This window comes from Variovorax gossypii (assembly GCF_003965815.1).
GTDB lineage: Bacteria > Pseudomonadota > Gammaproteobacteria > Burkholderiales > Burkholderiaceae_C > Variovorax > Variovorax gossypii.
In genome coordinates, this window is the sequence record NZ_RXOE01000001.1 from 1,227,137 (window position 1) to 1,254,069 (window position 26,933).

A 26,933-nucleotide genomic window follows, 5' to 3' on the forward strand; every position below is an offset into this window, starting at 1 on the left:
TCGACACCACCTCCCCGTCGCCCTCCTCGCACTGACAGTCGCGCTCGCCATGCCCGTGGCGCACGCTGCGGAGCCGGTGCTGCTCGTCACGTCGCCCGCCGCGCTGCAGGCCGCGGAGAAATCCGGCGCCGGCTTCGCGCGCTGGATGAACGGCGAGACGGCGCAATCCACCGATGGTGTCACAACCAACCAGGCGTTGATGCGCGCACCGGCCTGGCGCTCCATCGCGGACCCGCTGGGCGCCAGCCTCGCCGGCATCCAGCGGCGAGACAAGCAGGCCGGCATCGGCGTTTCGCGCTATCCGCACCGGCTGTTCGACGCGCGCTGGCTCGCGAGCCCCGACGCCTTCTTCGAACTCGTGGGCGTGGCCAACCGCATGGACCGCAGGCCCTTCCAGGATGGCGCGTGCGGCGAGACACGGCTCGTGTACCGGCTGGCCTACCGCACGGCCGAGATGCAGTCGCGCCTGCCGATGACGGTCAACGTCGAGCTGCGCGGCGATGCGCCCGATGCGGACGGCAGCTGCGCGAGCGCCGCGAAGCGCTGGCAGCCGCCGCAGGCCTCGATGGCCGACGAAGCGCTGGGCCGCTGGCTGGTGTCGGCCGACGGCCCCCTGGCGCCGCGCCGTCTCGAGCACGAGCGCATCGCGCAAGTAACGACCAACCTCCAGAGCGTGCGCTGGCCTTCGGCGGTGCGTCCCGACCTGGGCGGCCATGCCGAATACATGCTGCGCGCCTTCCGCTGGAACGCGCCGGCGAAGCGCTTCGACGTGGCGCCGCTCGAGAACACGCCCGACGTCGCGAAGCTGAAGGCCAACGCCCCGCTGCGCAAGGAGCTGGAGCAATGGCTGCAGCAGCCCGCGAACCTGCGGGCGCTGGACGAAGCCACGTTGCAGATTCCTGAAAAGTTCCTCGCGACCGAAGCGATCTCGGTCGCGCCGCGCGGACTCGAACGGCTGGCGAACCGACCCTTCGCGCAGGTCTTCGCGCCGGGCGAGTGGCAGGCCGTCGCGGGCAGCCGCACGCTGCAATCGCCGCAGGCCGTGCTGCGCCGCCTCGACGACCTGAGCTGCATGGGCTGCCACCAGAGCCGCGCGGTCGCGGGCTTTCACCTGCTGGGCGTGGACCGGCGCGGCGCGTCGCGCACGTTCACTACCGGCAACGCGCTCGCGGTGGCGCATTCGCCTCATGTGCAGGACGAGCTTGCACGCCGCGGCACCTACATGCAGGCGTCGCTGTCGACGCAACGGCCCGATCCGTTCCGTCCGCTGGCCGAACCCGACGACGCCGGCACAGTGGCCGAGAAGCCCACGGTCGGCGCACGCTGCGAGCCCACGCGCATCACCCAATCCGCCAACCCATGGCTGGACCGCGCAGAGAAGCTGCCTCGCATTTCCTGCGAGGGCCTCCTCTCCGTGTGCGAGAAAACCTCGGTCGGCTTCCCCGGCGGCATGTGCTCGGCCCCCTGCGATCCGAACGACAGGAACGGCACCTGCGGCGGCATCGCCATCCTCAGCGACTTCAACAGCTGCCTGGCCGCGAAGAAGCCTTTCGGCGAATGCCTGGCGAAGCACACGCGCCCCGGCAACCTGCGCAGCTGCTCGGCGCAGCAGGCGTGCCGCGACGACTACATCTGCGCGCAGGCCGAGGGCCAGCCCGAGGGACGCGGCGCCTGCATACCGCCCTACTTCCTGTTCCAGATGCGGGTGGACGGGCACTCCTGAGCAGCGCCCTTTTCGCCGTTCACTCGTTCGCCGTGGGGCGCATCAGCCAGGCCGAGACCGCCGCCACCACGCCGAGCACCGCGACATAAACGCCCACCGGCACGATGCTCGAGTACTTCGCGACCAGCGTGGCCGCGATGATCGGCGCCAGCCCGCCACCGATGGCCGCCGCGAACTGGATGCCGATGGAAATGCCCGAGTAGCGCAGCTCCGCCGGGAACTGCGCGGCGTAGAGATTGGACTGCGGCGCGAACATCAGCGGGTAGTTGAGCGACAGCGCCAGCACCATCGCCACCGTGTAGGCCGTGAGCGATCCGCTGCCGATGGCCTGGAAGAGCGGCACCGCCATCAGTGCCAGCAGCAGCCCGCCGAACACGTAGAGCCGCCGCGCTCCCACCTTGTCCGCGAGCCAGCCGCTGGCCGGAATGGTGAAGACCATCGCAGCGGAACCGGCGATCAGCGCATGCAGCGCGTCGGAGCGCGAGAAGCCCAGCCGGCTGGTCGCGTACGAGATCGAGAACACCAGCACCGTGTAGATCAGCGTCACCTCGGCCAGCTTGCCGCCGATGGTCAGCAGCAGCGGCTTCAGGTGCGCCACCACCACCTCGCGCGCCGGCAGCACTGCCGTCTTGCGGTGGACCTTGACCTGCATGAACTCGGGCGACTCCTCCACCTTCATGCGGATGAACACGCCCAGCACGATCAGCACCGCGCTCGCGAGGAATGGCAGCCGCCAGCCCCAGCTCAGGAAGCTGGACTCGGGCAGTTGCGTGACCAGCGCGAAGGCACCCGAGGACAGCAGCACACCGATGGGCGCCCCCATCTGCGGCATGCTGCCGACCAGCGAGCGCCACTTGGGCGGCGCATGCTCCACGGCCATCAGCATCGCGCCGCCGAGCTCGCCGCCGAACGACAGGCCCTGGCCGATGCGCAGCAGCACGAGCAGCACCGCGGCCCACAGGCCTATCGACTCGTAGGTCGGCAGCATGCCGATCAGCACCGTGCAGATGCCCATCATCAGCAGGCTCAGCGTGAGCATCGACTTGCGGCCCAGCCGGTCGCCGTAGTGCCCGAAGATGATGCCGCCCAGTGGACGCGCGAGCATGCCGCTCGCGAAGGTGCCGAAGGCCGCGAGCGTACCGACAGTGGGGTCGAAGTTGGGAAAGAAGAGCTTGTTGAACACCAGCGCCGCGGCGGTGCCGTAGGCGAGGAAGTCGAAAGCCTCGATGGCCGTGCCGACCATGGTGGCGGCGCCGATCTTCCACACGCTCTGGTGCTTCTTTCCGGCGGTGCCCTGCAGCGGGGGCGCGATGCTGTTCATGGGCGATCCCCGGTGATCTGCCGCGCGAACATCGCGAAGCTGGCGTTGACGATGCTTCGCTGCAGCAGGAAGTCGTGCGACTCCTTCGCCAGCACCGGGTCCACCAGCTTGAGCCGGCCGTAGGCCGACTGCGCGATCAACTGGTTGCGCGCCGCACGCTCGATGAGCACCGACATGTAGAGCGACTCCTCGATGCTCGAGGTGGCGGCCAGGAAGCCGTGGTTGGCGAGCAGCACGCAGCGCTTGCCGCCCAGCGCGGCCGAGATGATCTCGCCCTCGACGTCGGCGATCGGCAGGCCGGGCCACTCGGGCAGGAAGGCGCAGTCGTCGAAGAAGGGGGTGGCGTCCATGTGCGCGATCTGCAGCGGCTCGCCGGTCATCGACAGCGCCGACACGTACGGCGGATGCGTGTGGATCACGCAATTCACGTCCGGCCTGCGCCTGTAGACCCACAGGTGGAAGCGCACCGCCGGGTTGGGCACGCCGCGGCCTTCGAGCACGCGCAGCGAGTCGTCGATGCGCATCACCGATTCCGGGCGGATCTCGCCGAAGGCATGTGCGAGCGGCGTGGTGAGAAAAGTGCCGTCCGGCTGCCGCACGGTGACCTGTCCGGCCAGGGTTTCGGAGTGGCCCTCCTTCGCGAGGATGCGGCAGCTCAGCGCGAGCTTCTCGGCCTCGGTCCAGTTGCCATAGCTGAGGCCGTCGAGGGACGGTGCGGGGGTGTCGTGTCTTCCTGGGCTCGTGTCGCTCACGCTGTGGCTCCTGTGCGTTCGTGGGGGGTGCGGCCAATGTAAGAAGCAGCCCCTGGTTCGCTCTTGCGCCTGGGTGCACGCGCATTGATCCAGCGTGCCAACTAGTGGAAAGTCTTAGCCCGTGCGCAACGGATGGCTGCCTAGACTGCACCGGCCGCCCCGCCTGGCATGAAGCGTGCGGGCCGACGGCAGGAGCCCCACCCATGCACCACGACACGACAGCAGCCACCGACCTGAGCTTCGCGCCCCGTTTCCGTTCGCTCTATCCGGGCGACGTGCAGGGCTACTCGAACGCGCTCGATTCGCTGGTCTATCCCGGCGAGCTCAGCGTGCGGGACAGCAACCCGAGCATGAGCCTCGAAGCCTGCCGCCTCGTGGGCGGCGGGCTGGCGATCAGCTTCTCGTCGACGCCGCTGGCGGTTCGCCATGACACTGCCCTGGCGTCCATCGGCGGTGCGGGCGACGTGCTTGCCATGATCGCCGTCGAAGGCGAAGGCACCATCGACCAGGGCGGGCGACGCATGGCCTTCCGCAAGGGCGACATCACTTTCCGCACGACACGGCTCCCCTCGACCTGCACGCTGAACTCATCCGGCAAGCTGGTGATGCTGCGCGTGCCCTCCGACCGCTTCTTCGGCATCTATGCCGACCTGCACGATCGCTTCGTGCCCTCTCTCGCGCAGGCGGATTCGCGCCTGGCAGAGGCGGCGCGCTCGCACATGGGGCATGTGTTTCCGGGCTCGGCACAGGTTGCGCCGGCGCTTGCCTACTTTTCCGAGCAGTCCTTCGTTTCGCTGCTGGCCGCGGCCTATTGCGAATCCATCGATGACGATGCCGCCGACGGCAAGCGGCGCGAGCGCGACCGCTGGCAGCGGCTCGCAGCGTTCATCGAGGCGCACCTGGGCGATCCGGAGCTGTCCGTGGATGCGGTCTCGAGGGAGCTAGGCATTTCGAGGCGGCTCACGCATCGCCTGTTCGAGATGCAGCGCACGCAGTACGGCGCCTACCTGAAGATGCGTCGCCTGGAGCGCGCGAAGGACGAGCTGCAGAACCGGCGCCTCGATCACCTGAGCGTCTCGGAGATCGCCTATCGCAACGGCTTCGGCGATGCGAGCCACTTCAGCCGCAGCTTCAGGAGCCGGTTCGGCGTTCCGCCCGGGGCCTTCCGCAGATCGCCGGACTGAGACGGCTGCATGGCAGCTTGACCGCGCGACAGAAAATATCGCTTGCCATTAGATCGCATGCGATCTAATATTCGCGCCATGCCAGCCAAGCGCTCCACCGCCCAACCAGCCGACGCCTCCGCGAGCAATCCGCTGGCGCTCGACGAGCAGCTCTGCTTCGCCGTCTACTCGACGATGCTGAGCCTCAACAAGGTGTATCGCGGCCTGCTGCGCGACCTGGACCTCACTTACCTGCAGTACCTTGTCATGCTCGTGCTGTGGGAGAAGGACGAGATCAACGTCTCCGAGATCTGTTCGCGCCTCGCGCTGGAAACCACCACCCTCACCCCTCTGCTCAAGCGGCTCGAAGCCCGCGGACTGATCCAGCGCGCGCGTTCCGCAAGGGACGAGCGCCAGGTCATCGTGTCGCTCACGGCCGATGGCCGCGCGCTGCACACGAAGGCGCGAGGGCTGCCGGGTTGCGTGGCACAGGCCATGGAGCTTTCCCCCGACCAGATCGGCGCGCTGCGCACCCAGCTGCTGGAAATGCGCGCCAGCCTCGACAGAAACGCGTGATGCCCGATCGCTTTGCCGTTCCTGCTTTTTCCGGCCAAATACATCGCATGCGATATTAATTCATGCGATCTTTCGTACTCCATTCCTTCCCTCGACCCGCCACCCAAAGCACAGCACCATGACCCCGGAACACGACCAGTCCCCAACCAACACCGCACCGACCCGCCGCAGCCTGCTGCTGGGCGGTGCCTCCGTCGCAGCCGGAGCCCTCGTGGGCGCCGGCTTCTCAAGCGCGGCATCCGCCGCTTCCACCGCCGCGCCCGCATCGGGCGCGGCCCACGCCTCTTCGAAAGGAAAGAAGACCATGAGCAAGAACATCATCGTCACCAAGGACGGCACCGAGCTCTACTACAAGGACTGGGGCCCCAGCACCGGCCAGCCCGTCGTGTTCAGCCACGGCTGGCCGTTGAACTCCGACAGCTGGGAATCGCAGATGCTCTTCCTCGCATCGCAGGGTTTCCGTACCGTCGCCCATGACCGCCGCGGCCATGGCCGCTCGAGCCAGCCGTGGAACGGCAACGACATGGACACCTATGCCGACGACCTCGCCACCGTCATCGAGACGCTGGACCTGAAGAACGCCATCCTGGTCGGCTTCTCGACCGGCGGCGGCGAAGTGGCGCGCTACATCGGCCGCCACGGCACGAAGCGCGTGGCCAAGGCCGCCCTGATCTCCGCCGTGCCGCCGCTGATGCTGAAGACCGCCGCCAACCCCGGCGGCCTGCCGATCGAAGTGTTCGACGGCCTGCGCGCCGCGCAGCTGGCGAACCGCTCGCAGTTCTACAAGGACGTGCCCTCGGGCCCCTTCTTCGGCTTCAACCGCCCCGGCGCCAAGGTGTCGCAGGGCCTCATCGACTCGTGGTGGGCGCAGGGCATGCTGGGCGGCCACAAGAACACCTACGACTCGATCAAGGCCTTCTCGGAGACCGACTTCACCGAGGACCTGAAGAAGTTCGACGTGCCCACGCTCATCGTGCACGGCGACGACGACCAGATCGTGCCCATCGGCGCGGCCGGCCTGGCGTCGGCAAAGCTGGTGAAGAACAACAAGCTGATCGTCTACCCCGGCGCGCCGCACGGCCTGACCGACACGCACAAGGACAAGTTCAACGCCGACCTGCTGGCGTTCGCCAAGTCCTGATGCGTTGACGCACCGACCAGGAAACGAAGGGGCCCGCAGCGGCCCCTTTTTTTATCGGACGGGGCGACCCGAGCTCTTAGTATTCGGGGCAAACAACACCAAGACCGAGGCCCCGATGGACATCTTCGAGAACGTGCTCGTCATGCTGGTCGCCGCCTGCCTGCTGCTGCAGCTCTCGCGGCGTCTCGCGCTGCCCTATCCATCGATGCTTGCGCTGGCCGGCGTGGCGCTCGGCGCAATGCCGTGGGTGCCGCATATCAGCCTCGATCCGCACCTGGCGCTGGCTCTCTTCATCGCGCCCGCGCTGCTCGACTCGGCCTTCGACACCTCGCCGCGCGAGCTGCGGCGCAACTGGATGCCGCTGGTCTCGCTGGTGCTGGTGGCGGTGCTGCTCACCACGGCCGTGGTCGCATGGGCCGGCTGGGCCTTCGCGGGGCTGCCGCTGGCTGCGGCGATCACGCTCGGCGCCATCGTCGCGCCGCCCGACGCGGTGGCCGCGGCGGCGGTGATGCAGCAGTTCCGCATTCCGCGGCGCACGCTGTCGATCATCAACGGCGAGAGCCTGCTCAACGACGCGGTGGCGCTGCTGGTCTTCGGCGTGGCGGTGTCGGCGGCCGGCGCGGCGCACGTGCCCATGTCGAGCTCGCTGCCGATGCTGCTGGTGGCGGTACCGGGCGGCGCGCTGGTGGGCTTCGCCTTCGCCAAGCTCAACCTGCATTTCGGCGCGCCGCTCTTCGCGGGCACGCGCTCGGCCATCATCTTCCAGTTCGTGATGACCTTCGGCGCGTGGATCGTGGCCGAGCGGCTGCACCTGTCGCCCATCATCTCGGTGGTGGCCTTCGGCATGACGCTGGGCCAGTTCGCGCCGAAGCGCCATGCGCCGCGCGACCGCGTGCATTCCTACGCTGTGTGGGGCGCGGTGGTATTCACGCTCAACGTGCTGGCCTTCTTCCTGATGGGGCTGCAGGCGCGCGGCATCCTCACGCGGCTGTCGGGGCCGCAGCTCGCCCACGCGCTGGAGTTCGCCGGCCTCGTGCTGGTGCTGGTCATCGCGGTGCGGGTGGCATGGGTGCAGGTCTACGGCGCGGCCATGCGCAGGTACAAGCTGGGCCTGATCGCGCGAGGACGCGCCGTTCCCCTTCCGTCCAGGCGCATCAACCTGCTGATCGGCTGGTCGGGCATGCGCGGGCTGGTGACGCTGGCCACGGCTTTCGCGCTACCGGAGGACTTTCCGGGGCGCGACCTCATCGTGCTCGCAGCGTTCGCGGTGGTGCTGGGCACGCTGGTGATCCAGGGCTTCACCATCGGGCCGCTCATCAAGGCACTGAAGATCGCACCCGACGATTCGCTCGAAAGGGAGATCTCGCTGGCGCGCACCACGATGATGGATGCGGCGCTCGCCGCCCTCGAAGCCGAGCCCGGCGGCGAAGCCGCGGCGGTGCGCGAGGAGTACCGTGCGGCACGCACCCTGGCCCAGGACACGCAGCAGCCGCAGGCCAAGACCGCGCACGACCGGCTGCGCGCAGTGGCGATCCGCGCTCAGCGCCGCGCGCTCGATGCGCTGCGGCACGGCGGTCAGATCGAGGACGACGTCTACCACCAGCTCGAGGAAGAGATGGACTGGGCCGAACTCAACGCCATCCCGGCGAGCGACGTCCGGCTGCAGAGCGTCTGACGCGCACTGTTCCCCCTCCCTCCGGGAGAGGGAACAAGACCGTCAAACCTCCTCGTACCACCGGTCCTTCGACAGCATCACCCGGTGGTGCCCGTGCCCCGAGGGCATCATCGGAAAGCAGTTCTCCTGCGCCTCCACCTGCACGTCGAGAAAGAACGGCCCTTCGCTCGCGAGGCACTCGGCCAGCGCGTCCTCCAGCTCCGCCGGGTCGGATACCCGCCGCGCGCCCCAGCCGAATGCCTTGGCCAGCGCCACGAAGTCGGGCAGCGCCTCGTTCCAGCTGTGGCTCAGGCGGTTGCCGTGGTTCAGCTCCTGCCACTGCCGCACCATGCCCATGTAGCCGTTGTTGCTCAGCACGAGCTTCACCGGCGTGCGGTGCTGCACGGCAGTGGACAGCTCCTGGATGTTCATCAGCACCGATGCATCGCCGCTCACGCACACCGTGAGCGCGCCGGGGTGGCCGATCTGCGCGCCGATGGCCGCGGGCAACCCGTAGCCCATGGTGCCAGCCCCGCCGGAGGTGAGCCATCGGCGCGGGCTGTCGAAGCGCAGGTACTGCGCAGCCCACATCTGGTGCTGGCCCACGTCGGTCGACACGATGGCGTCGCGGCCGGCGATGGCGCGCTGCAGCGAGCTCATCAGCTGCTGCGGCAGGATCGAACCGGCCTTCGGCTCGAAGGCCAGGCAGTCCTCGGCACGCCAGCGCTCGATGCGCGCCCACCACGGTGCCAGGCGCTCCGGCGCGAAGCCTTCCGCCGGCAACAGCGCCAGCAGGCTCTCGAGGATCGCCGCGCAGTCGCCCACCATCGGCACGTCCACGCGCACCACCTTGTTGATGCTGCCGGGGTCGATGTCGATGTGGATCTTGCGGGCGTGCGGGCAGAACTCGTCGAGCTTGCCGGTCACGCGGTCGTCGAATCGCGCGCCGACGCACACCACCAGGTCGGCCTCGTGCATCGCGAGGTTGGCCTCGAGCATGCCGTGCATGCCCAGCATGCCGATGAACTTCGGGTCCGACGCCGGGAATGCGCCCAGCCCCATCAGCGTGAGCGTGCACGGCGCATGCATCAGGTTCACGAGCTTCGCGAAGGCTTCGCAGGCGGCAGGGCCCGAGTTGACCAGCCCGCCGCCGCCGTAGATGACGGGGCGGCGCGCGGTCGAGAGCAGATCGGCGGCGCGCTGCACCATGGCCTTCGGCGGCAGCGCCGTGCGGCTGGTGCGCAGGGCGCGCAGCGGCGCGGGCTCGGGGGCGTGGCCCAGGCGCTGGAGCTGGATGTCCTTCGGCACATCGAGCAGCACCGGCCCGGGACGGCCGCCGGCGGCGATCTCCAGCGCCCGGCGCACCAGCGAGGGCACGTCGTCGGCCGAGCGCACCTGGCGGTTCCACTTGGTCACCGGGCGCGACATGCCCAGCGCGTCGCTCTCCTGGAACGCCTGCGTACCGATGACGGCGGTCGCCACCTGCCCGCTGATGCACAGCACCGGCACCGAATCGCTCATCGCATCCAGCAACCCGGTGATGGTGTTGCCCACGCCCGGTCCCGAGGTGACCAGCACCACGCCCACGCGGCCGGTGCTGCGCGCATAGCCCTCGGCAGCGTGCACGGCGGCCTGCTCATGACGCACCAGCACGTGGCGCAGCCGGGGTTCGCCGTGCAGCGCGTCGTACAGCGGCAGCGCCGCGCCGCCCGGGTAGCCGAAGATGGTGTCCACGCCGCACTCGACCAGCGTGTCGAGCAGGGCTTCGGCGCCGTTGCGGATCCGGGCCGGCGTCTCGGTGTGGAGAGGACGGAGGGACGGAGAGGACGTGGGGGGTAGGTCGAGCAGTCGCATGCCGTCAATTCTTCCGTTTCGGGCGCAGAATATGCATCTTTCTTTTGGCTCTTTAAGCTCGATTCATGAAAACCAATCGGCAAACCCCGAACGATGGCGAAGGATCTTTCGACAAGACCGACCTGGCGATCCTGCGGGTGCTCCTGCTCGACTCGCGCAAGACCCTGCAGGAGATCGGCAACGAGGTCGGCCTCTCGCCCACCAGCTGCTGGACGCGCATCAAGAAACTGGAGGCCACGGGCGTCATCAAGCGCTACACGGTGGACGTCGATCCGGCCAAGCTCGGCTACCACGACTCGGTGATCGTGCAGGTCACGCTCGAGAGCCACACCGACGAGACCCTCTACGACTTCGGCCGTACGCTCGCCACCATTCCGGAGATCCAGGAGGCCTACCTCGTCTCGGGCGACTACGACTACTACATCCGCATCGCCGTGCGCGACACGCGCGACTACGAGCGGCTGCTGCGCGAGAAGCTCTACAAGATCCCGGGCATCCGGCACAGCAAGTCGCACTTCGTGCTGCGCGTGCTGAAGGAAGCGAGCGTGCCGGTCATCTGAGCCAGTCCGCCGACCATGGCCGGGCCGAGTCCGGGCTCAGAGCCGGATCAGCTCCACCCGCCGGTTCTTCGCCCGCCCCGCCTCGCTGTCGTTGGGCGCCACCGGCTCCGAGGCACCCGCCCCGCGCGTGGTGAAGCGGCGCGGGTCCACTCCCGCCTTCACCAGTACCGCGATCACCGCCAGTGCCCGGCGTTTCGACAGGTCGTCGTTGTGCTTCGCCTCGCCCTGTGCATCGGTATGGCCCACCACCGACAGCTTCAGCGGCGGGTTGTTGCGCATCAGCTTGGTCATCTCGTCGAGCGTGGGCTGCGACTCGGGGCGGATCACGTCCTTGTCGAGGTCGAACAGGATGCCGTAGAGATTGACGCGCCCCGTCTCCGCCAGGCTCTTCTGCATGGCCGTGGCGTCGAGGAACACGATCTTGTTCTCCTCCATCGCCTTGCTCTCCACCACCCGCACGAAGGCGTGGTTGCCGACGTCGGCGTTGTGCTCGGCCAGCGCGATGCTCGCGTAGACGGTGCCGGCGGGCCCGCTCTTCCTGGCCAGCAGGTAGCGGCCGCTCACGGCGAAATAGTTGCGCGCGTAGTCTCCGCGGCTGCCCAGGCGCGGCCATTCGGGGTCGTCGAAGGCCAGCGCGAAGTCGTAGGGCGTGGTGGAGTCCCCGCTGCCGGGGCGCGGCTTGTAGCAGGAGGCATTGGCGGTGCCGCAGCTGAACACGATCTCGAAGCCCTTGGCCTTCAGGCTGGCCTCGTAGTTGCGCTGCACCTCGAGCAGCGAACGCTCCTTGGGCAGTTTGTAAAGGTAGAGCGTGACCTTGCCCTCGACCTTGAGCAGGTCGGGCTTGCCGCCGCCCCAGTTCTGGAACGGCTCCTTGATGAGGCCGACCTCGTCGTAGGCCGACGCCTTGTAGCCGTCGAGCACCGAGCCTTCGTAGCGGCCGACCAGGGGATGGTCCTTGCCGGGCTCAGCGGCGGAAGTAGAGGCGCAGGCGCACAGCGACAGCAGGGTCGCGCCGGCCAGGCGGACAAGGGAGGCCACGAAGGCAGGCTGTTTCATCGGCAGGCCCGGACAGGAAATATGAAAAGGGAAAACCCGAGAAAGCGGAGAAGGCGGAAAAAGCGGGAGAAAACCCGCCCCGCTCCATGCTAGGCAGCGACGCCGCCGCTGTGCATTCGACGGACGGCCTATGCCATGCCCGCCCATCGCCTGCCTGCGCGCATCCCCATGGATCGCCGGAATATCCGGGCAGGGACATAATTGCGCCCGGCCGCCGGGAGCGGGGGCTCCGGCCCCGCCACAGCGGGCCGAGTGGCGTCGGCGCTGGGCTGACGCATCCAACAAGAGTGACGTCCAAGGCAGAAGCGATCTATGAAGCTGGGCAGCAAGAGCTGTTGGCGAGTCGGCCAGTTGATCGCGAAGTTGTTGCTGGCCGTCGCGCCGGCTCTCCTGCCATGCGCGAACGCCGCCGAGCCGGATGAGCCGGCCGGTCCGGCCGGCACGACACAGGCCTTCCCGCAGCGCGAAGGCGCGATCCACATCACCCGCGCCGAATTGCTCTCCGTCGTTGGCACCGGCTACACCGCGCCCCCGCCGCGCGTCGAGGACGCGAAGCTGCCCGCCGACGGCTGGAAGGCCATCGGCCTGCCCCACACGGTCGGGCGCGAACTGGTGCCCGACGGTGCCAGCGGCGCACGCACCGTCACGGACTGGTACCGCATCGACCTGAGCCGGATGGCGCCCTCGAACGAGCCGCGCCTGCTCTACCTGCCGCGATGGAAGACGCTGGGCCAGATCGCCGTGTACGGCGACGGCGCCCTGCTCTACCAGTCGCACGGCAGCCCCATCCACAACGGCTACAACCATCCGCTGCTGCTGCCGCTGAACGCGACCGCCGGCACGCTGTCGCCACAGTCCGTACTGATCCGCGTGGACCGCCTGCGCAACAGCGGCAGCGGCTTCTCGACCCTGTGGGTGGGCGACGAAGCCTCGCTGAGCTGGCGCTACCAGCTTCGCCAGCTGCTCCAGGTACAGCTGCCGTTCATGGGCAGCGCAGCCTTCCTGGCGGTCGGCGCATTCGCGTTCGCGGTGTGGCTGGGCAGGCGGCGCGAATCGCTCTACCTGCTGTTCTTCGCCATCTCGGCGATGGCTTTCCTGCGCACGCTGCACTACTACGCGGGCGGCAGCTACATCCCGATCTCGGACGACTGGTTCGAGTGGATGACCGTCTCCAGCCTGCTCTGGCTGATCATCCTCATCCACCTGTTCCTGCAGCGCCTTCACCAGCAGCCCTCGGTCTGGCTGACGCGCATCTCGATCGGGCTGGTGCTGGCCTGCAACATCACGACGCTGCCCCACCTGTCGACGAAGATCGTCAACCTCTACCTGTTCACGCCGCTGCTCAACCTGGCGGTACTGCCCGTCGCGGTGCTGATCTTCACGGTCAACCTGCGCAAGTCGCTGCGCACGCAGCTGACCGAGGGGCAGCTGGTGGCGGGCTGGACGGTGTTCGCGGTGGCGCTCACCTCCTACGACGGGCTGCTGCAGAACAACCTCGTCAGCCCTGAGAGCGTGTACATGTCTCCGTACGCGATCATCAGCCTGTTCTTCGTGTTCTCGTACATCATGTTCCAGCGCTACACCGGTGCCTTCGCCGAGGTGGGCCGGCTGAACAAGGGCCTGGCCCAGCGCCTGCAGGCTCGCGAGGCCGAGCTGGAGCAGAGCTACCAGCGGCTGCGCGTGATCGAGAACCAGAACATGCTCAACGCCGAGCGCCGCCGCCTGATGCAGGACATGCACGATGGCCTGGGCTCCTCGCTCATCAGCGCGATCCGCTCGGTGGAAAGAGGCGCCATGACCGAGGCCGAGATTTCCCGCGTGCTGAAAGGCTGCATGGAAGACCTGCGGCTGGTGATCGACTCCATGGAAAGCGTGGAGGCCGACCTGCTCCTGCTGCTGGCGACCATGCGCTTCCGCCTCGCGCCGCGCATCGAGAGCGCGGGAATCACGCTGCAGTGGGAAGTGCAGCCCGTGCCCAGCCTCCCCTGGCTCGACCCGGACGGCGCGCTGCACATCCTGCGCATCGTGCAGGAGTGCGTGGCCAACGTGCTGCGCCACACCCGGGCCACCACCATCTGCGTCAGCACCGCGACGGTCGACGACGGCGTATGCGTGGTCGTCGAGGACAACGGCGGGGGCTTCGACTTGCAGGAAGCCATGCGCCGTGGCGGCCGGGGCCTGCGCAACCAGCAGCGCCGCGCGCATGCGATCGGCGGCACGGTGGGCTGGCAGTCTGGCGCCAACGGAACTCGCTTCACGCTCTGGCTGCCGCTGCACCGCAAGGCCGAGACCGACAAGGCGGCCATCAGCACCTTCTGAGAAGCCGGCGGCTCAGAGGCCCGCGACGATCTGCTCGCGCAGCCATCTGTGGGCCGGATCGCGGTGCCGGCGTTCGTGCCAGAGCATCGCCATCTCGTAGCCCGGCACCTCCAGCGGCGCCTCCACTACGCGCAGCCCGGACGCGCCGCGCGCCAGTCGCTCGGGCAGCATCGCGACCATGTCGGTGGCGGCCAGCGCCGACATCATGAAGAGAAAGTGCGGCACCGACAGCACCACGCGCCGCGTCAGCCCTCTTTCGGCGAGCGCCTCGTCGGTAGGCCCTGCGAAGCCGCCGCCGGCGAGCGAGACCACCACGTGCTCCAGCGCGCAGAACTGCGCGAGCGTCGGCCGCCGCTTCAGCCGCGGATGGCCCGCACGCCCGACCAGCACATAGCGCTCGTGGAACAGCACGCGCGCGTGCAGGCCGGGCGGCGCGCCCACGCTGGTGTGGAAGAACAGGTCGATCTCCCCGCTCTCGAGCTGCCGCGCCATGCGCGAAGGCACGGCCTCCACCACCGCCAGCCGCGTGTTCGGCGCGGCGGCGCGCAGCCCGGCCAGCGCCGGCAGCAGGATGGCTGACTCGGCGTAGTCGGCCGCGGCAACGCGCCAGGTGGTGCTCGCCTCGGCGGGGTCGAAGGGGCGCGTCGGCGCCACCGCACGGCCCAGCGCCTCCAGCGCCTCGCGCAGCGGCTCCCGCAGTTCATCGGCTCGCGCGGTGGGCCGCATGCCGCGCTGCGCGGGCAGCAGCAGCGGATCGCCGAACACCTCTCGCAGCTTGGCCAGTTGCACGCTCACCGAGGGCTGCGACAGGTTCAGCCGCTCGGCTGCGCGCGTCACGTTGCGCTCGGCCAGCAGCGTGTCGAGCGTGACCAGCAGGTTGAGGTCGAGGCGGCTGAAATTGTTCATGGCAATTCCTGGAATTCATACTATTCATTTCCAATATATCGCCACGGAGCCTAACCTGAGGGCATCTCCACTCGAATCCTCCTGAAATCATGAATGTCCTGCTGGTACTCGCCCACCCCGAAACCGCTTCGCTCAACGGCTCGCTCCACCGCTTCATGCTCGAACGCCTGACGGCCGCCGGGCATTCGGTGCGCGTGTCCGACCTGTACGCCATGCGCTGGAAGCCGGCGCTCGATGCCGACGACTTTCCCGCGCGCGACACCGCCGCGCGCTTCGACCCGGCCCTCGATTCGCAGCAGGCCTTCGAGGCCGGCACCCAGACCGCCGACATCGCCGCCGAGCAGGAAAAGCTGCTCTGGGCCGACGCAGTGATCCTGCAGTTCCCGCTCTGGTGGTACTCGATGCCCGCCATCCTCAAGGGCTGGATCGAGCGCATCTACGCCTACGGCTTTGCCTACGGCGTCGGCGAGCATTCCGACACGCACTGGGGCGACCGCTTCGGCGAAGGCGTGATGGCCGGCAAGCGCGCCATGCTGGTGGTCACGACCGGCGGCTGGGCCTCGCACTACGCGCCGCGCGGCATCAACGGGCCGATGGACGACCTGCTCTTCCCGATCCACCACGGCATCCTCTACTACCCCGGCTTCGACGTGCTGTCGCCCTACGTGGTGCATCGCACGCACAAGGTCGACGAGGCCGCCTATGCGCGCATCACGGACGAACTGGGCCAGCGGCTGGACACCCTCTTCACCGCCGACCCGATTCCCTTCCGCCGCCAGAACGCGGGCGACTACGAGATTCCCGCGCTCACCCTGCGCGAGCACATCGCACCGGGCAGGACGGGCTTCGCGGCGCACACCGCCTGAAGCAAATGCCGGCAGCGCTCGTGCCGGCACATCTCCAACCTGCCTCCTGTAGGTCGCCGCAAATCACACGCCAAAGATCACAACGACCAGCACGATGGCGAAGTCCAGTGCAAGGATGCCGACGATCACCATGAGCACTGCAAAAAGCGCAAGATACATGACGCGCCTTGGAATGCTCGGGGTAGACGGCACGCAACGCCAATAGATCCAGAGGCCCCACAGGATCATTGCCGTCCACGCAAGCGGAACAGGCAACCAGTCGGTGATGATGGTCGGATAGACCGTCCTGGCGAGCACCGAGGTCAACACACCGATGACAGGAAACGCGACAGCCCAGAGGGCGACGCTCAGAGCAAGTCGCCAACCGACTTTCACCGCAGGGCCTCGCCCTTGAAGAAATGCAGGGGCATGGGCTCTTCCCAACCGGGCATCTGATAGCCGGCTACCTTGAGTTCCGGCACATACCCCATCACGCTGCGAAGCAATGCAGCGAGATACGAGCTGCTGTTGTACTCACCGGGGTTCATCCTCTCGCCTCTCACCTTTGCCGGGAAGCTGTACGGGGAGACATAGCTTGCAAAGTTCAACGCCCGCTTGATCAGCTCCTGCGCGAATGTTTGACGGCTCATACCGCTTGGAGGGTCCAACGGGATCCGGATGAGTGCTTCAGCGGGCAACTGGTTTGCATAGATGTTGGTCCTGATTCGCAGGACATTGCGCAAGCCCGCTTCTCCATATGTAGGTTGTCCATCGATTACGGTGATACCGCTGTAAGCAGCATCGATCACCAGCGAGATGTGATCCCCCTTTTTTTGATAGGCACGCCTTCCGGCGAGCCCATCAATTGGAGGACACACGCATTGCAGTGATAAGTCGATATGAGCCCGCAGTTCGACTGGTCGACCCCTCCAGGGATCCAACCAGTGCGTGCATCACAGCAGATGCCCGAGTCTCAGGGCAACACGGGATTGGCCACCGCATTCGCGATGGCCGAGTCCGCATCAACGCGCAGCATGAAGCGTTTCGCCACCAGGTCGTTGGCGGCCGTAGTCACCGCCGCCACATAGCCCGCCTGGTCCGTATAGCGCTCCTGCAGCGAAGGACGCGGGTCACTGCCACGCAACGCGGCGGTCTTCGCGAGCGGGAAGTACGAGCCGAACAGGCCCGCCTGATCGATACGCCCGGGCACGCTCGTGTAGTTCCAGCCGGTATTCGTGCCCAGCGGCACGGCCACGTCGAGGCTGCGGATGCCGGCGATGTCGTTGCCGTCGGCGTCCACCTGCGGCACCAGGATCGCGTAGTCGCGGCCGAGGTAGGCCGGCGGCACCTGCGTGGCGATGCCGCTCTCGTCCTGCGGCCGGTAGTTCGGGCCCCAGTCGAGCAGCGAATAGTTGTTGACCAGCCCCGTGTAGCTCACGCCCGGAATGGCCGGAAACTTGACCTGCTGCGGGCGCACCAGCGTGGCGTCGGCGATCTTTGGCACCTGGCTGTCGGGCGGCGTGGTGCCCTTGACGACCCAGTCTTCCAGGTTCTGGTACAGCGCGCGCACCACAGGGATCACGCCTGCATTGCCGTTGGTCGCGTAGAGCGCGCCGGCGCTCGCGCCCGGCAGCGATGCCAAGCCCAGCAGATGGTGCGTGCTGGCGTAGTAGTAGACGCGCGCGTTGGCGGGCTGCACGAGGTCGGTCGTGCCCCAGGCGTCGGTCAGCAGCGGCGAGCCCTGCAGCACGTAGAACTCGGTGCCGCTGAAACCGATGAAGAGCTTGGGGCAGCTGCCGCTCGCCTCGCAGCGCGACAGGATGCCGCCGCGGCGCTGTGCCACGTCGTCCACGTAGTCCTTCGAGAGGCCGCGCGTGCCGGCCTGTCCGAAGGCCGTGTGGTCGGCACGCACGCCGCCACCGCCGCCCGGAATGGAAAAGCGCATGTTGATGTTCGTCTGCCGCGCCGCGATCTGCGCGAATACGCCGTCGAACACCTTCTGGCCCGCGCGGTCCTCGTTGAAGCCGAGGTGCACGAAGGTCTTCATGAAGTTGCCGCACTGCGAGACGCCGGAGGCGATCGTGTTCCTGATGGCTGAGGCCACCGGGTTGGCCGTGCCCGTCGAGTCGCTCGCGTCGCGGTGGAAGAAGGTGATCATGTCGCGCAGCGCCGCGAGGCCCAGGCCCATGACCTTCGGGTCCTTCGCGACGTAGACCAGTTCGTAGAGGTAGGCCGGGTCCCACTTGTCCTTCAGGCACACGTTCGTCTCGTCGGGCGTGCCGGGGAATGGCGTTGCGGCGCTGCACTTCGCAAACTTCCAGTCGCTCGCCGGGATGAGCTGCCGTGCGTCGCCTTCGTTGATGCGGCGCGTGAGCACATAGCCGGGCTTGGCGTTGTCGAGGCTCGCGGTCGCGTAGGCCTGCATCGCGGCATTGAACGGACCACCGGGCAGCGGCAGCGAATCGTTGGTGGCGGCGGTGGGCAGCAGCTCGGCGCGATAGGTGCCGGTGATGCTGCTGCCGTCGGCGTTCTTCGCGACCGGCACCTTCAGCGTGAGCTTGCCGGTGGCGGCCGGCACGTCGCCCTGCCATGCGGCCGTGAGGAACACATAGCCGCGCGAGGCGAAGTACGGATCGAGGTTCACGATGTTGCCGCGGTTCGGCGCGTCGTAGCGCAGCACGCCGCTGGCCTTGCTCATGTCCTTGGGCTTGAAGAGCACGAAGTCGGACGTGTACTCGACCTTGCCGTTGGCGTTGAGCGGCGCGAGCTGCAGGTCCTGGATGATCGCGTTGCGCGCATCCTTCGGGTCGACCTCTCCGGTGAAGGTGCCGCTGATCTTCTCGTAGGCACCGACGCTGCCGAAGGTGCCCGGCACGTCTTCCGTCGCGGTGATCGCGAGCTTGTATTTCGGTGCCGATGCGGCCGCCGGTGGTGTCGCGGCCGGCGGCGTGGTGGCGGACGGCAGCAGCAGGCCGCCTCCTCCACCGCCGCTGCCGCCGCAGCCGCTCAGAAGAAAAAGGGCGGCCGAAGCCACCGTGGCAGCCCTGAGGCTCCAGCGTTTCATGGTTTGTCTCCTTCGTTGTGTGTCTTTGTCTGCGTGCGGCGCCGATCCCCGCTACGGCGCGCAGGCGGCTACTCGGCCTCGATGCCGGCGGCCTTCACGATGCGGCCCCACTTCTGCGACTCGCCAGCCTGGAACTTCCCGAGTTCCTCGGGCGAGCTGGTGAACACCTCGGTGCCGGTCGGCTCATAGAAGGCGGTCTTCGCGGCCTCGCTCTTCGCTGCCTTCACCAGCAGCCCGTTGAGCCGCTTCACCACGGCCGGCGGCGTCTTCGCGGGTGCGTAGGCCGCGAACCAGTAGCCCATCTCGTAGCCCTTGACGCCCGCCTCGGCGATGGTGGGCACGTCGGGCGCGAGTGCCGAGCGCGTGGAACTGGAGAAGCCCAGCGCACGCAGCTTGCCGGCCTTGACCTGCGGCAGGCCGGTGGCGGTGTCGGTGATCATCATGTTGATCTGCCCGCCCAGCAGGTCGGTCACGGCGAGCGTGTTGCTCTTGTAGGGCACATGCAGCAGCTTGATGTCGGCCATCTGCTGCAGCAGTTCGCCTGCCATGCGGCTCGACGAGCTGCCGCTGCCGAAGCTGTACTTGCCCGGCTCCTTCTTCGCCAGCGCGATGAATTCGGCCACGCTCTTCGCGGGGAACGTGGGGTTCACCACCATGATCTGCCCGCCCTTGCCCAGCGCCGCGACGGGCGAGAAGTCCTTCACCGGGTCGTAGGGCAGCTTCTTGAACAGGTGCTCGTTGGCCGCGTGCGTGGTGTTGGTGGTGATGAGCACCGTGTAGCCGTCGGCCGGCGCCTTGGCCACGTTCTGCGAAGCGATGAAGCCGCTGGCGCCGGCCCTGTTGTCGATGACCACGGCCTGCTTGGTCTCGGCGGTGATCTGGGTGCCGAGCGCGCGGGCGATCTGGTCGGTGGCGGTGCCCGCCGCGAACGGCACGACGAAGGTGATGGGCTTCTCGGGAAAGGCCTGCGCATGGCCCAGCAGCGGCGCCAGGGCCAGGGCAGCAGTCAGCACGGTGAGGGGGAATCGCTTCATTGTCTTGTCTCCGTATGGAATCGCTTGGCAAAGGAAAAGGAAAAGGGTTGCGGCTACGGCCCGGCCAGCAGCGGCACCAGCTCGCGCGGCACGCGCACCGGCATGTCGAGCAGCAGGAAGGAAAGCGCCTTGCCGTGCGCGTCGAGGTTCAGCGCGTCGTTGACGCCGCCGTCGAGAACCGCGTCGAGCACGAAGTTCATCGCATGCAGCTTCGGCAGCAGGAAGCGCTGCACCTGCGAAGGCGAGCGGTGAAGGAACTGCGCAGCCACGCGCTCCGGCGTGATCTGCTCGACCAGCACGGGATAGAGCCGCGCGTGCCAGGCGATGACGCTGATGTTGGATCGATCGCCCTTGTCGCCGGTGCGGCCGTGGGCGGCGCGGTACAGCGGCACTTCGACGGTGTCTGCGATGTCGTTCATGCCAGTTGCTCCTGCGGGATCAGCTCGAAGCGCACCGGTATCGCCTCGCGCGGCAACAGGCACGACAGCGTGTTCAGCCTGGGCGTGAGTGCGGTGCGCACGCCGCCGCCGCCCGCCGGGCCGCAGGTGTAGAGCGCCATCACCTCGCGCGCCAGCCGCTCGGCCTGCGCGCGCTCCGTGTGCGAAGCCGCGACGCGCAGGCGCACGTCGCGCAGGCCGGCATCGGGCGTATCCGCCAGCGCACGGCCGGCGTCGTCGCCGAAGATGCTCAGGGCACCGATGAGGTCCACGCGCAGCGAGAGGCCTTCGAGGCGCTTTCTCAGCACCTCCGCCGCGAGCCGCGCACGGGCCTCGGCGCCCGGGCCTGCATAGGAGATTTCGCCTTCGGCCAGCCAGCCGCCTTCATGGCACACGTTGACCTTGTAGCGGTCGGGCCGCGCGTGGCCTCGCACGCCGGAAAGCGCCACCCGATCGGCTCCGTCGAGCGCATTTACTTCGGCTTCGGAGATGTCGGCGACCACGTCGGGCGTCAGGTAGGCGGCCGGGTCGTGCACCTCATAGAGCAGCTGTTCCTTCACCGTGGCCTCGCTCACGAGACCACCGGTGCCGTCGGCCTTGCCGATGGTGCAGCGGCCGTCGGCGTCGATCTCGGCAATCGGGAAGCCCACTGCCTCCAGGCCCGGCACGTCCTTGTAGCCCGGGTCGGCGAAGTAGCCGCCGCACACCTGCGCGCCGCATTCGAGCAGATGGCCGGCCATGGTCGCGCGGCCCAGCCGGTCCCAGTCGTCGCAGCGCCAACCGAAGTGCGACATGGCAGGGCCGACGGTCAGTGAAGGATCGGCCACGCGGCCGCACACCACGATCTGCGCACCCGCATCGAGCGCGGCCGCGATCGGCTCGGCGCCGATGTAGGCATTGGCGCTCACGACGCGCAGGCCCTGCATGCGTGCCCCGAGCGCTTCGTCAAGCAATGCGCGGTGTTCCGGGCCCGACAGGTCGTCGCCCTCCACCACCGCGATGCGCGGCGCGCCCGCACCGAGTTCGCGCGCCATGCGGGCGATGTGCCGGGCGGCGGCGCGCGGATTGGCCGCGCCGAAGTTGCTCACGATGCGGATGCCGTGCGCCAGGCAGCGTGCGAGCACGGGCCGCAGCATGGGGTCGAGCAGCGGCTCGTAACCCGCCTCGGGGTTGTCGCGGCGGCGCAGTTGCGCCAGAGCGAGCGTGCGTTCGGCCAGCGTCTCGAAGATCAGGAAGGCGCGCTGCCCTGCGGGACCGCTGGCCAGGCGCGCGATCAGCGTGTCGACCACCGGCCCGGCGGCGTCGGTGCGGTCGCCAGAGAAACCGGCGGCGCAACCGATCAACAGCGTGGGCGGAACATTCGGATTCATCGGCGTGCACTGTAGGCAGCACGGGGTCATCCGTAAAATCGAAAATCCGGATCGATTGATCCGCTTTTCAAATAACAAGAGAGACATCATGAGAAAGACGCCCGACCTCTCCACGCGCCAGTTGCGTGCCTTTCTCGCGCTGGCCGAGCACCGCAACTTCACGCGCGCGGCGCAGGGCAGCCATCTCTCGCAGCCCGCCTTCAGCGCGCTGATCCGCACGCTGGAAGACGCCGTCGGCACCCGCCTGTTCGACCGCGACACGCGCAGCGTGCAGCTCACGCCCGAAGGCCGGCTGTTCGAGGGGTCGGCGCGCCGGCTGCTCGACGACATGGGCAGCGCCATGGGCGACCTGGCCGACCACGTGGAGCGCCGCAAGGGCCGCGTGCGCGTGGCCGCCCTCCCTTCGCTCGCGGCCGGCTGGCTGCCCACCGTGTTCGCCGAGTTCATGCAGGCCTGGCCAGGCATCCGCATCGACCTGGACGACGCGCTCTCCGACGCCTGCATCGCCCTCGTGCGCAGCGGCCAGGCCGACTTCGCGCTTGCCGCATCGGGCGCCGGCGGCACCGCCGACAGCGACCTGCGCGCACGCAAGCTCTGCACCGACCGCTTTCATCTGGTGTGCCGCGCCGATCATCCGCTCGCGCGCGAGCCGCGCCTGACGGTGAAGAAGATCGCGCCCTACCCCTTCATACAGATGGCACGCAACAGCAGCGTGCGGCAGGCGCTCGACGCGGCCCTGCATCCGCAGAGGCTGAACGCTGTGTTCGAGGTTGAGCACCTGGCCACCGTGATGGGCCTGGTCGAAGCCGGCCTGGGCATCAGCGTGGTGCCCGCGCTCACGCTGTTCCACTTCCAGCGCGAGACGCTGGTGACGCGCCCGCTGCCCCTGCCCTCGCTCACGCGCACGCTCTACGTGGTGCAGCGGCGCGAAGGCAGCCTGTCGGTGGCCGCGCAGACGCTGCACGACCTGATCGTCGAGCGGCTCGGTTCGCTGCGGCTGGACTGAAGGCCGGCGCCGCACCGGGCGCCTGGCCATGCCGAAAAGCGATATCTCCCAGTGCGAACGCGATCTTGCCGGTGGCCGCACCGGCGGGAATAGTCCGGGTTGGCGGCGCACATGGCCGCCCGCAAGTTTAAAGGAGACCCATGAGACATTCCCGCCGCGGCTTCGCCGGCCTGATGCTGGCCCTGGCCGCCGGCCTGCGCGCATCGCCATCAGCGCTCGCCGCTCCCCTGTCCTCCCGCCCGATCCGCCTGGTGGTGCCATTCGGCGCCGGCGGCGTGGCGGATCTTGTCGCGCGCAGCGTGGCCCAGAAGATGTCCGAGTCGATGGGCCAGAGCATCGTGGTCGACAACAAGCCCGGCGCGGGCGGCGTGGTGGCCTCCGACACCGTGGCCAAGGCGCCGCCGGACGGCCACACGCTGCTGCTGATGTCCAACGGCAATGCCGTGAGCGTGGGCCTGTTCAAGTCGCTGCCCTACGACACGCTGAAAGACTTCGCGCCGGTCTCCACGCTCGGCTACTTCGACATGGCCGTGCTCGCCGCGAGCGACAGCAGGTTCAAGAGCTTCGCCGACCTCGTGGCCCATGCAAAGGCCCATCCGGGCAAGCTCAACATCGGCACCATCAACGTCGGCAGCACGCAGAACCTGGCCGGTGAACTGCTGAAGACTTCGCTGGGCATCGATGCGCAGGTCGTGCCCTTCAACGGCACGCCGGCCGTGGTGACGGCGCTGCGCGGCGGGCAGGTCGACGTGGCGGTGGAGATCCTCTCGCCCGTGCTCTCGCAGATCGAAGGCAAGGCGCTGCGCGCGCTGGCGGTCATGGGCGAGAAGCGCTCGCCCAGCCTGCCGGAGGTGCCGACGGTGGCCGAAAGCGGCACGCCGGGCTTCCAGGTCGCGTCCTGGAACGCACTCGCCGCGCCCGCGAAGACGCCACCCGACGTGATCGCCCGGCTGAACCAGGAGGCGCGCAAGGCGCTGGATTCCCCCGAAGTCCGCAAGCGCCTGCAGAACCTCGGCGTGGAGCCGCGCGGCAGCACGCCGCAGGAACAGGCACGACTGCTCGACAGCGAGATCCGGCGCTGGTCGGGCGTCATCCAGCGCGCCGGCATTCCCAAACAGTGAGCAACACCTTGATGAAGACCATCGCCCCGCCCCATCCGAACCCGAGCCGCCCCGCCTTCCGCCTGCCCACCGGCGCCTGCGACGCCCACTGCCACGTGTTCGGCCCCGGCGACGTGTTCCCGTACTCGGACAACCGCCGCTACACGCCGCCCGACGCACCCGCTGCGAAGTTGCGCGCCCTGCACGAGCTGCTGGGCATCGAGCGCGTGGTGCTGGTGCAGGCCAGCGTGCACGGCCACGACAACCGCGCCATGCTCGACGCCATCGCGCAGTCGCCGGACGCCTATCGCGGCGTCGCCATGGTGGGCGCGGACATCTCCGACGCCGAACTCGCCGGGCTGCACAAGGCCGGCGTGCGCTCGGTGCGCTTCAACTTCGTGCAGCACCTGGGCGGCGCGCCCGACCTGCCGACGGTGCTGCGCATGGCCGAGCGCATCCGCCCGCTGGGCTGGCACCTGGTGCTGCACCTGGACGCGGAAGACCTGCTGACGTATCGCGCCTTCCTCGACACGCTGCCAGTGCCCTTCGTCATCGACCACATGGGCCGCACGATGGTCGAGCACGGCCTCGGCCAGCAGGCCTGCACGATGATGCTGGAGCTGATGCGCGACGAGCGCGCCTGGGTCAAGGTGAGCGGCGCCGAGCGCATCTCGCAGACGCTCTCGACGCAAGGCCAGCCCTATGCCGACGCCGTGCCTTTCGCGCGCCAGCTGATCGAGGCTGCGCCCGACCGCGTGCTGTGGGGCACCGACTGGCCGCATCCCAACGTGCGCGAAATGCCCGACGACGGCAAGCTGGTCGACCTGCTGCCGCTCTTCAGTGACGACCCGGCGCAGCTTCGCAAGCTGCTGGTCGACAACCCGACGCGCCTGTACTGGTACGACTGAGCGCCTCGCCGCTCACCGCTTCCACTGACCGACACCGCTCCCACGCCACGGCCCCCCGTGGCGTGCGACAGCACGCGCCTGCGCCACTGCAGGCCACAAGCCACAGAAAACCAACGAGGAGACAGACGACATGAGAAGACTTTCCCGCCTTCCGGCACTCTCGAAGCGCACGGCCTTGCGCACGCTGCCGGCGCTGGCCCTGTGCACCGCCACGCATTCGGCGTGGGCACAGGCCGCCGATGCATCCAGCGTGCAGATCTACGGCCTGCTCGACGCCTTCGTCGGATCGATGAAGCGCAGCGACGAGCCCGGCCGCACGAAGCTTCTGGGCAGCGGCGGCATGACGACCGCCTACTGGGGCGTGCGTGGCAGCGAGAGCCTGGGCGGCGGGCTGCAGGCGCAGTTCGCGCTGGAGAGCTTCTTCCAGACAGACTCCGGCACCTTCGGGCGCAACAGCACAGATCCGTACTTCTCGCGCAACGCGTGGGTGGGCCTGGCGGGCGGCTTCGGGCAACTCTCGCTCGGCCGCCAGACCAACCCGATGTTCGTGGCCAGCGGAGCCTTCAACCCCTTCGGTGTCTCGCTGCAGTTCTCGCCCGTGATGCTTCATACGTGGCAACCGACGTACAACCGCGCCGTGCTCGGCGACAGCGTGTGGAGCAACGCCATCCAGTACACCTCGCCCACCTTCGCGGGCCTGCGCGCCAGCCTGCTCTACGGCATGGGCGAGGTGCAGGACCGCGAGGGCATCCGCAATCTGAACCTCGCGCTCAACTACGCGGCCGGCCCGTTCGCCGCGGTGGTGTCGGTGCAGCAGGCGAAGACCGGCCCGGGATTCACCGCGACCATCGGCCGGCAGGACGCGGCACTGATCGGCGCCTCCTACGACTTCAAGGCCGTGCAGCTCTACGGCCAGCTGCAGCGCACCCGCACGCCCGACATCCGCACCACCGCCGACACCGCGCAGCTGGGTGCGGCCGTGCCGGTGGGTGCCGGTCGCTTCCTGGCCTCGGTGGCGCGCACCGAGCGCAAGGTCACCGGCAGCCCCGGAACGCAGCGGACCACCTGGGCGCTAGGCTACGACCACTTTTTGTCGAAGCGCACCGACCTGTACGCGGTCTACATGCGCGACAGGCTGACCGGCTTTTCGGGCAGCGGCAGCGTGGGCGTCGGCATGCGTCACCGCTTCTGATCCGCGCTCTCCACGGGCGCCGTGGCGTTCGCGCCCAGGTGCTGCCCGACCAGCTCGCGCAGCAACTCCCCCATGGCGCGCTGCGTGCGCGTGACCGGCCGTTGCGAGCTCGCCGCCAGTGCGAGCCGGCTTCGCAGCACCGGCTTGACGATGGGCCGGATCGCATAGCGCCGCGAGCGCTCGGCGATGGCGACGGCATTGCGCGACAGCACCGCGTGACCGGCACCGTCGGCCACCAACGCGAGGATCGCGGCGACGCCGTCGATCTCCAGCGCGATCTGCGGCCTGCGGCCGATGGCGGCAAGCTCGGCCTCGACCAGCATGCGGATCGCGTTGGGCCGGGTCGGAATCACCAGTTGCTGCTCGGCCAGCTGGTGCAGCGCCAGCGGTGCGCCGCTTCGCTTCGCGCCCGAGCCCTTGGTGGCGCTGACCAGGAACAGGTCTTCCTCCAGCACCGTCTCGCTGTCCACGTCGGGCGAAGGCTGCGGGTTGTAGAGCAGCGCGATGTCGAGCCGGCCGGTGAGCAGCGATTCCTGCATCGCGGTGGAAAGGCTCTCGGTGATCGACAGCGCCGCGTCGGGCAGGCGCTCGCGCGCGGCCCGCACCAGCGGCACCGTGAGCACGCCCGCCACGCTGGGCGGCAGGCCCACGGCCACGCGGCCGGCCAATGCGCCGCGCATCCGGTTCATGTCTTCCTTCGCGCGCTCGACCTGGTGCAGGATGCCGCGGCCATGCTCCAGCAGGCGCTTGCCGGCATCGGTGGGCACCACGCCGCGTCCGTTGCGCACCAGCAGGTTCTGCCGCAGCTCCACCTCGAGCTGGCGAACCTGGCGGCTCAGCGCGGGCTGCGCAATGGCGATGACGTCCGATGCGCGGGTGAAGCTGCCGAGTTCGGCGACGCGGATGAAGTACTCCAGCTGCTTGAGATCCATGCCCCTGAGGCTATCGGCAT

The 26,933-nt window shown here is 68.5% G+C and carries 24 protein-coding genes; 12 read left to right on the top strand and 12 right to left on the bottom strand.

The annotated features are described in order from the left end of the window. The first annotated feature begins 49 nt into the window (after positions 1 to 49). Positions 50 to 1,723, top strand: coding sequence for a hypothetical protein (locus EJP69_RS05770; protein ID WP_240652042.1), 1,674 nt, complete (start codon positions 50 to 52; stop codon positions 1,721 to 1,723). A 19-nt stretch (positions 1,724 to 1,742) separates the two neighbouring features. Here EJP69_RS05770 and EJP69_RS05775 read toward each other — a convergent pair whose 3' ends face one another. Beyond that, positions 1,743 to 2,966, bottom strand: coding sequence for an MFS transporter (locus tag EJP69_RS05775; RefSeq protein WP_420824204.1), 1,224 nt, complete (start codon positions 2,964 to 2,966; stop codon positions 1,743 to 1,745). A 74-nt stretch (positions 2,967 to 3,040) separates the two neighbouring features. Next, complete coding sequence (locus EJP69_RS05780) at positions 3,041 to 3,796, bottom strand: aldolase (protein ID WP_093304977.1); 756 nt, start codon at positions 3,794 to 3,796, stop codon at positions 3,041 to 3,043. A gap of 203 nt (positions 3,797 to 3,999) precedes the next feature. Between EJP69_RS05780 and EJP69_RS05785 the strand changes: the two genes are divergently transcribed. The 4 genes from EJP69_RS05785 to EJP69_RS05800 all read left to right on the top strand — a co-directional run bounded on the left by EJP69_RS05785 (position 4,000) and on the right by EJP69_RS05800 (position 8,351). Beyond that, positions 4,000 to 4,980 (top strand): helix-turn-helix domain-containing protein, encoded by a 981-nt coding sequence (locus EJP69_RS05785; protein WP_126468975.1) that lies wholly within the window; start codon positions 4,000 to 4,002, stop codon positions 4,978 to 4,980. A 78-nt stretch (positions 4,981 to 5,058) separates the two neighbouring features. Then, positions 5,059 to 5,535: a MarR family winged helix-turn-helix transcriptional regulator gene (locus EJP69_RS05790; protein ID WP_126468976.1), complete on the top strand. Its 477-nt coding sequence runs from the start codon at positions 5,059 to 5,061 to the stop codon at positions 5,533 to 5,535. A gap of 304 nt (positions 5,536 to 5,839) precedes the next feature. Continuing rightward, positions 5,840 to 6,676: an alpha/beta fold hydrolase gene (locus EJP69_RS05795; protein WP_420824205.1), complete on the top strand. Its 837-nt coding sequence runs from the start codon at positions 5,840 to 5,842 to the stop codon at positions 6,674 to 6,676. 115 nt (positions 6,677 to 6,791) lie between these two features. Next, positions 6,792 to 8,351, top strand: a complete 1,560-nt coding sequence (locus EJP69_RS05800; RefSeq protein WP_126468978.1) for a cation:proton antiporter — start codon at positions 6,792 to 6,794, stop codon at positions 8,349 to 8,351. A gap of 42 nt (positions 8,352 to 8,393) precedes the next feature. Here EJP69_RS05800 and ilvB read toward each other — a convergent pair whose 3' ends face one another. Continuing rightward, positions 8,394 to 10,184, bottom strand: a complete 1,791-nt coding sequence (ilvB, locus tag EJP69_RS05805; protein ID WP_126468980.1) for a biosynthetic-type acetolactate synthase large subunit — start codon at positions 10,182 to 10,184, stop codon at positions 8,394 to 8,396. 65 nt (positions 10,185 to 10,249) lie between these two features. Here ilvB and EJP69_RS05810 point away from each other — a divergent pair, with 65 nt between their 5' ends. Beyond that, on the top strand, positions 10,250 to 10,744 hold the full coding sequence (locus EJP69_RS05810; protein WP_176947556.1) for an Lrp/AsnC family transcriptional regulator: 495 nt from the start codon (positions 10,250 to 10,252) through the stop codon (positions 10,742 to 10,744). 36 nt (positions 10,745 to 10,780) lie between these two features. On the opposite strand, the gene EJP69_RS05815 is transcribed toward EJP69_RS05810, so the two are convergent. Then, positions 10,781 to 11,800, bottom strand: a complete 1,020-nt coding sequence (locus EJP69_RS05815) for an OmpA family protein (protein ID WP_126468981.1) — start codon at positions 11,798 to 11,800, stop codon at positions 10,781 to 10,783. A 312-nt stretch (positions 11,801 to 12,112) separates the two neighbouring features. Here EJP69_RS05815 and EJP69_RS05820 point away from each other — a divergent pair, with 312 nt between their 5' ends. Further along, a complete protein-coding gene (locus EJP69_RS05820; RefSeq protein ID WP_126468982.1) occupies positions 12,113 to 14,119 on the top strand; it encodes a sensor histidine kinase in 2,007 nt (668 codons plus the stop codon). A 12-nt stretch (positions 14,120 to 14,131) separates the two neighbouring features. Here the strand turns inward: EJP69_RS05820 and EJP69_RS05825 are convergent, their stop codons facing one another. Continuing rightward, the gene (locus tag EJP69_RS05825; protein ID WP_126468983.1) at positions 14,132 to 15,025 is read right to left on the bottom strand and encodes a LysR family transcriptional regulator; all 894 of its coding nucleotides are present in this window, start codon (positions 15,023 to 15,025) and stop codon (positions 14,132 to 14,134) included. An 89-nt stretch (positions 15,026 to 15,114) separates the two neighbouring features. Here EJP69_RS05825 and EJP69_RS05830 point away from each other — a divergent pair, with 89 nt between their 5' ends. Then, positions 15,115 to 15,891, top strand: coding sequence for an NAD(P)H-dependent oxidoreductase (locus EJP69_RS05830; RefSeq protein WP_126468985.1), 777 nt, complete (start codon positions 15,115 to 15,117; stop codon positions 15,889 to 15,891). 63 nt (positions 15,892 to 15,954) lie between these two features. Here EJP69_RS05830 and EJP69_RS05835 read toward each other — a convergent pair whose 3' ends face one another. From EJP69_RS05835 to EJP69_RS05860, 6 genes are all read right to left on the bottom strand, one after another. Beyond that, a complete protein-coding gene (locus EJP69_RS05835) occupies positions 15,955 to 16,266 on the bottom strand; it encodes a hypothetical protein (protein ID WP_093304992.1) in 312 nt (103 codons plus the stop codon). Continuing rightward, a complete protein-coding gene (locus EJP69_RS05840; protein ID WP_093201800.1) occupies positions 16,263 to 16,613 on the bottom strand; it encodes a hypothetical protein in 351 nt (116 codons plus the stop codon). The genes EJP69_RS05835 and EJP69_RS05840 overlap by 4 nt, the downstream gene beginning before the upstream one ends. 230 nt (positions 16,614 to 16,843) lie before the next feature. Continuing rightward, positions 16,844 to 18,934 (bottom strand): alpha/beta hydrolase domain-containing protein, encoded by a 2,091-nt coding sequence (locus EJP69_RS05845; RefSeq protein ID WP_126468986.1) that lies wholly within the window; start codon positions 18,932 to 18,934, stop codon positions 16,844 to 16,846. A 68-nt stretch (positions 18,935 to 19,002) separates the two neighbouring features. Continuing rightward, a complete protein-coding gene (locus EJP69_RS05850) occupies positions 19,003 to 19,968 on the bottom strand; it encodes a Bug family tripartite tricarboxylate transporter substrate binding protein (RefSeq protein ID WP_126468987.1) in 966 nt (321 codons plus the stop codon). Between the two features lie 53 nt (positions 19,969 to 20,021). After that, positions 20,022 to 20,387, bottom strand: coding sequence for an AtuA-related protein (locus EJP69_RS05855; protein WP_126468989.1), 366 nt, complete (start codon positions 20,385 to 20,387; stop codon positions 20,022 to 20,024). Continuing rightward, a complete protein-coding gene (locus EJP69_RS05860) occupies positions 20,384 to 21,775 on the bottom strand; it encodes an acyclic terpene utilization AtuA family protein (RefSeq protein WP_126468991.1) in 1,392 nt (463 codons plus the stop codon). The genes EJP69_RS05855 and EJP69_RS05860 overlap by 4 nt, the downstream gene beginning before the upstream one ends. Positions 21,776 to 21,863: 88 nt before the next feature. On the opposite strand from EJP69_RS05860, the gene EJP69_RS05865 reads away from it, so the two are divergent. From EJP69_RS05865 to EJP69_RS05880, 4 genes are all read left to right on the top strand, one after another. Continuing rightward, on the top strand, positions 21,864 to 22,781 hold the full coding sequence (locus EJP69_RS05865) for a LysR family transcriptional regulator (RefSeq protein ID WP_126468992.1): 918 nt from the start codon (positions 21,864 to 21,866) through the stop codon (positions 22,779 to 22,781). A gap of 140 nt (positions 22,782 to 22,921) precedes the next feature. Continuing rightward, positions 22,922 to 23,902, top strand: a complete 981-nt coding sequence (locus EJP69_RS05870) for a Bug family tripartite tricarboxylate transporter substrate binding protein (RefSeq protein WP_126468994.1) — start codon at positions 22,922 to 22,924, stop codon at positions 23,900 to 23,902. Between the two features lie 11 nt (positions 23,903 to 23,913). Beyond that, positions 23,914 to 24,789: an amidohydrolase family protein gene (locus EJP69_RS05875; RefSeq protein ID WP_126468995.1), complete on the top strand. Its 876-nt coding sequence runs from the start codon at positions 23,914 to 23,916 to the stop codon at positions 24,787 to 24,789. 130 nt (positions 24,790 to 24,919) lie between these two features. Continuing rightward, complete coding sequence (locus EJP69_RS05880) at positions 24,920 to 25,981, top strand: porin (RefSeq protein WP_126468997.1); 1,062 nt, start codon at positions 24,920 to 24,922, stop codon at positions 25,979 to 25,981. On the opposite strand, the gene EJP69_RS05885 is transcribed toward EJP69_RS05880, so the two are convergent. Next, positions 25,969 to 26,913, bottom strand: a complete 945-nt coding sequence (locus tag EJP69_RS05885; RefSeq protein ID WP_126468998.1) for a LysR substrate-binding domain-containing protein — start codon at positions 26,911 to 26,913, stop codon at positions 25,969 to 25,971. The two genes, EJP69_RS05880 and EJP69_RS05885, sit on opposite strands and share 13 nt — an antisense overlap. Positions 26,914 to 26,933 lie beyond the last annotated feature (20 nt).

Excerpts from the sequence above, each read along its gene's own strand:
- EJP69_RS05770 (WP_240652042.1), top strand. The coding sequence starts at position 50 with ATGCCCGTGGCGCACGCTGCGGAGCCGGTGCTGCTCGTCACGTCGCCC.
- EJP69_RS05775 (WP_420824204.1), bottom strand. The coding sequence starts at position 2,966 with ATGGTCGGCACGGCCATCGAGGCTTTCGACTTCCTCGCCTACGGCACC.
- EJP69_RS05785 (WP_126468975.1), top strand. The coding sequence starts at position 4,000 with ATGCACCACGACACGACAGCAGCCACCGACCTGAGCTTCGCGCCCCGT.
- EJP69_RS05790 (WP_126468976.1), top strand. The coding sequence starts at position 5,059 with ATGCCAGCCAAGCGCTCCACCGCCCAACCAGCCGACGCCTCCGCGAGC.
- EJP69_RS05795 (WP_420824205.1), top strand. The coding sequence starts at position 5,840 with ATGAGCAAGAACATCATCGTCACCAAGGACGGCACCGAGCTCTACTAC.
- EJP69_RS05800 (WP_126468978.1), top strand. The coding sequence starts at position 6,792 with ATGGACATCTTCGAGAACGTGCTCGTCATGCTGGTCGCCGCCTGCCTG.
- ilvB (WP_126468980.1), bottom strand. The coding sequence starts at position 10,184 with ATGCGACTGCTCGACCTACCCCCCACGTCCTCTCCGTCCCTCCGTCCT.
- EJP69_RS05810 (WP_176947556.1), top strand. The coding sequence starts at position 10,250 with ATGAAAACCAATCGGCAAACCCCGAACGATGGCGAAGGATCTTTCGAC.
- EJP69_RS05815 (WP_126468981.1), bottom strand. The coding sequence starts at position 11,800 with ATGAAACAGCCTGCCTTCGTGGCCTCCCTTGTCCGCCTGGCCGGCGCG.
- EJP69_RS05820 (WP_126468982.1), top strand. The coding sequence starts at position 12,113 with ATGAAGCTGGGCAGCAAGAGCTGTTGGCGAGTCGGCCAGTTGATCGCG.
- EJP69_RS05825 (WP_126468983.1), bottom strand. The coding sequence starts at position 15,025 with ATGAACAATTTCAGCCGCCTCGACCTCAACCTGCTGGTCACGCTCGAC.
- EJP69_RS05830 (WP_126468985.1), top strand. The coding sequence starts at position 15,115 with ATGAATGTCCTGCTGGTACTCGCCCACCCCGAAACCGCTTCGCTCAAC.
- EJP69_RS05845 (WP_126468986.1), bottom strand. The coding sequence starts at position 18,934 with ATGAAACGCTGGAGCCTCAGGGCTGCCACGGTGGCTTCGGCCGCCCTT.
- EJP69_RS05850 (WP_126468987.1), bottom strand. The coding sequence starts at position 19,968 with ATGAAGCGATTCCCCCTCACCGTGCTGACTGCTGCCCTGGCCCTGGCG.
- EJP69_RS05855 (WP_126468989.1), bottom strand. The coding sequence starts at position 20,387 with ATGAACGACATCGCAGACACCGTCGAAGTGCCGCTGTACCGCGCCGCC.
- EJP69_RS05860 (WP_126468991.1), bottom strand. The coding sequence starts at position 21,775 with ATGAATCCGAATGTTCCGCCCACGCTGTTGATCGGTTGCGCCGCCGGT.
- EJP69_RS05865 (WP_126468992.1), top strand. The coding sequence starts at position 21,864 with ATGAGAAAGACGCCCGACCTCTCCACGCGCCAGTTGCGTGCCTTTCTC.
- EJP69_RS05870 (WP_126468994.1), top strand. The coding sequence starts at position 22,922 with ATGAGACATTCCCGCCGCGGCTTCGCCGGCCTGATGCTGGCCCTGGCC.
- EJP69_RS05875 (WP_126468995.1), top strand. The coding sequence starts at position 23,914 with ATGAAGACCATCGCCCCGCCCCATCCGAACCCGAGCCGCCCCGCCTTC.
- EJP69_RS05880 (WP_126468997.1), top strand. The coding sequence starts at position 24,920 with ATGAGAAGACTTTCCCGCCTTCCGGCACTCTCGAAGCGCACGGCCTTG.
- EJP69_RS05885 (WP_126468998.1), bottom strand. The coding sequence starts at position 26,913 with ATGGATCTCAAGCAGCTGGAGTACTTCATCCGCGTCGCCGAACTCGGC.